Genomic DNA, 3,223 nt, shown 5'->3' on the forward strand with positions numbered 1-3,223 from the left:
GGCATCAGTTCGAGCACGCGATCGACATCGAGGACGACCATGAGCTGGCCGTCGAGGCGGTGGACGCCGCCGGCGAGCTTGGCCATTCGGGGATCGAGGTTGACGGGGTTTTCCTCGCGACCGGCGTCGGGCAGGCGCAGCACCTCGCCGATCTGGTCGATCAGGAGGCCGTAGGATTCGCCGCGCAGGTCGACGCCGACCGCCATCGGCGGCTTGCCGTCATCGGCCTTCGGCAGCCCGAGCCTGGCGCGCATGTCGACCACGGTGACGATGCGGCCGCGCAGATTGAGCACGCCTGCGATCTCGCTGGAGGCCAGCGGCACCCGCGTCAGCCGCTCCGGCATGAACACGTCCTGCACCCGCGAGATCGGCAGGCCGAACAGCTGCCCGCCGATCACGGCCGTGACGTATTCGGCCATGGTGCCTTCGCCGGTCTCGGTCTTGCTGGTTGTCATCGCGTCTGTTCCTCAAGCCGCACGCCGCATCTCGGCGGTCTGTTCCTTCAGCGCCGCGATCAGCCCGGGCCGGTCGAACTTGGCGACATAGTCGTGGAAGCCGGCCTGCCGGCCGCGCTCGATCGCCGCCGGCGACACCATCGCCGACAGCGCGATGATCGGCAGCCCGACCAGATTGTTGTCGGAGCGGATGCTCTCGGCGAACTCGAAGCCGTTCATCTCGGGCATCTCGATGTCGGTCAGCACCACGTCGAAGCTCTGCCCCGAGCGCAGCGCGGCAAGCCCTTCCTGGGCGTTCGGCGCGGTCCGCACCCGGTAGCCGGCGGCCTTCAGCACCGGCGCCAGCATGTTGCGGAAGAAGGCACTGTCATCCACCAGCAGCACCGACTGGGCCGAGGCCGAGGGGCGCATCTCCTTGCGCGAGAACCAGTCGGCGAACGCCATCGGCAGGAAGTGACCGACGTCGATCACCTCGGTGGCCTGGCCCTTGATCACGGCCGAGCCCAGAATGCCGGCCTCCGAGCCCGCGACCTCGATGTTGAGCCGCTCCTCGACGATGTCGATGATCTCGTCGACCACGAGCCCCATCGAGCGGCCGTCGTCGGCGAACACCAGGATCGGCTGCGCCCCCTGGGTCTGCACCGTAACGCCAGCCATCTGCACCAGCGGCATCAGCTGCTCGCGGTACTGCACCATGTAGCGGCCGTTGGAGAGCTCGATCTTGTCGGTGGCGATCTCCTCCAGCCGGGTGACGAGGCCGAGCGGCACCGCCTTGGGCTGCGAGGAGCCTGCGCGGAACACCAGCAGCGAGGTCAGCTGCTCGCCGCTCGTCGCCTGCGCCGCCGCATTGTCCTCGGCCATGGCGTGGGCCGCCGAGCCGGAGGCGCCGAGCGCCTTGGCGATGCCGTTGGGATCGATGATCATGATCACGGCGCCATCGCCCAGGATGGTGTTGCCCGAGAACATGTCGATGTGGCGCAGCTTGGTCGACATCGGCTTGACCACGATCTCCTCGGTGTGGAACACGCCGTCGACCACGATGCCGAAGGTCTGGCTGCCCACTTGCGTCACCACGATGAAGCCGTTCTCGGCATCGGTGGAGGCGCCGTCGTCGATCTTCAGGAGCTTCTTCAGATGGATCAGCGGCAGCAGCTTGTTGCGCAGCCGCAGCACCGCGGTGTCCTTGATCCGCTCGATGCGGTGCTCGGAGTTGGCGCGGGCCCGCACCAGCTCCACGACGGACAGTTGCGGGATGGCAAAGCGGTCGCCGCCGGCTTCCACGATCAGCGCCGAGACGATCGCCAGCGTCAGCGGGATCTTGATGGTGACGGAAGCCCCCTCGCCGGCGACGCTCTTGATGTCGATGGTGCCGCCGATCTGGTCGATATTGGTGCGCACCACGTCCATGCCGACGCCGCGGCCGGACACCGAGGTGACCTGCGCTGCGGTCGAGAAGCCCGGCGCGAAGATGAACTTGTGGATCTGGGCTTCGGTCATCTTCTCGAGCTCGGCCTCGGTGACGAGACCGTTCTGGAGCGCTTTCGCCTTGATCCGCTCGGTGTTGAGCCCGCGGCCATTGTCGGCGATGCAGATGATGATGTGGCCGCCCTCGTGATAGGCGGACAGCCGGATGGTGCCCTGCTCGCCCTTGCCGCAGGCCAGCCGCTCGGCCGGCGTCTCCAGGCCGTGATCGGCGGAGTTGCGCACCATGTGCGTCAGCGGATCCTTGATCAGGTCGAGCACCTGGCGGTCGAGCTCGGTGTCGGCGCCGTGCATCTCCAGCTCGATCTGCTTGCCGAGTTCGCCGGAGAGGTCGCGGACGATGCGGGGCAGCTTCTGCCAGGCGTTGCCGATCGGCTGCATGCGCGTCTTCATGACGCCCTCCTGCAGCTCGGCGGTGACATTCGACAACCGCTGCAGCGGCACCTTGAACTCGGTGTCCTCGTTGCGGCGGGAGATCTCCAAGAGCTGGTTGCGGGTCAGCACCAGCTCGGAGACCATGGTCATGAGGTGCTCGAGGGTGTCGACATTGACCCGGATCGACTGGTTGGCGATCTTGTCGCCTTCCTGGAGATCGGCATCGGCGGAGGCGGCCTTGCGGGCCGGCCTCTTCGCGGCCCCGGCCGGCTCGGCTGCGGCAGCAGGCTTTGCCGCAGGCGCGGGCGCAGGTGCAGCCACCTCGGTCACGGTCTCGCGGAAGGCGCGTTCGAGCTCGTCGAGCGAGACCTCGCCCGGGCGCAGCGGGCGCTCCAGGGTCTGCGCCACCAGCGTGCCCTCGGTCACCGCCGGCTGCACCGGAGGCGCTTCAACGACCGGCGCTTCAACGACCGGCATCGAGGCTGCTTCGGCCGCCGCGCTCTCGCCCGCACCCGGCATCGACTGCGCCGAGCCCGACATCGCAGCCATGCCGCGCTCGACCATGTCTTCCAGCTGGTCGATCAGGTCGCGGTCATTGCCTTCGGGCTCGGCCTCGGTGGCTTCGAGCCCCGCGAGGATCTCCTTGATGCGGTCGATCGAGGACAGGATCAGCGTCACAGCTTCCGCCTTGACCGGCATGCCGTCGCGGAACTTGCCCATCAAGGTCTCGCCGGCATGGGCCAGCGCTTCGAGCCGCGGCAACCCGAGGAAGCCGCAGGTGCCCTTGATGGTGTGGACCAGGCGGAAGATGTTATCGAGGATCTTCGCGTTGTTGGGATCCTGTTCGAACCGCACCAGCTGATTGTCGACCGTGTCGAGGCTCTCGCTGGTTTCGGTCAGGAATTCCCGCA

The 3,223-nt window shown here is 67.5% G+C and carries 2 protein-coding genes; both read right to left on the reverse strand.

Going from position 1 to position 3,223, the window contains the following annotated elements:
* Positions 1–455 (reverse strand): chemotaxis protein CheW (locus JQ586_RS40070; protein ID WP_212400130.1); only part of this gene is annotated, 455 nt, incomplete at its 3' end.
* A 12-nt stretch (positions 456–467) separates the two neighbouring features.
* The coding region (locus JQ586_RS40075) for a hybrid sensor histidine kinase/response regulator (RefSeq protein ID WP_212400131.1) at positions 468–3,223 on the reverse strand (2,756 nt) is incomplete at its 5' end.

The organism is Bradyrhizobium jicamae (genome assembly GCF_018130215.1).
Lineage (GTDB): Bacteria > Pseudomonadota > Alphaproteobacteria > Rhizobiales > Xanthobacteraceae > Bradyrhizobium > Bradyrhizobium jicamae_A.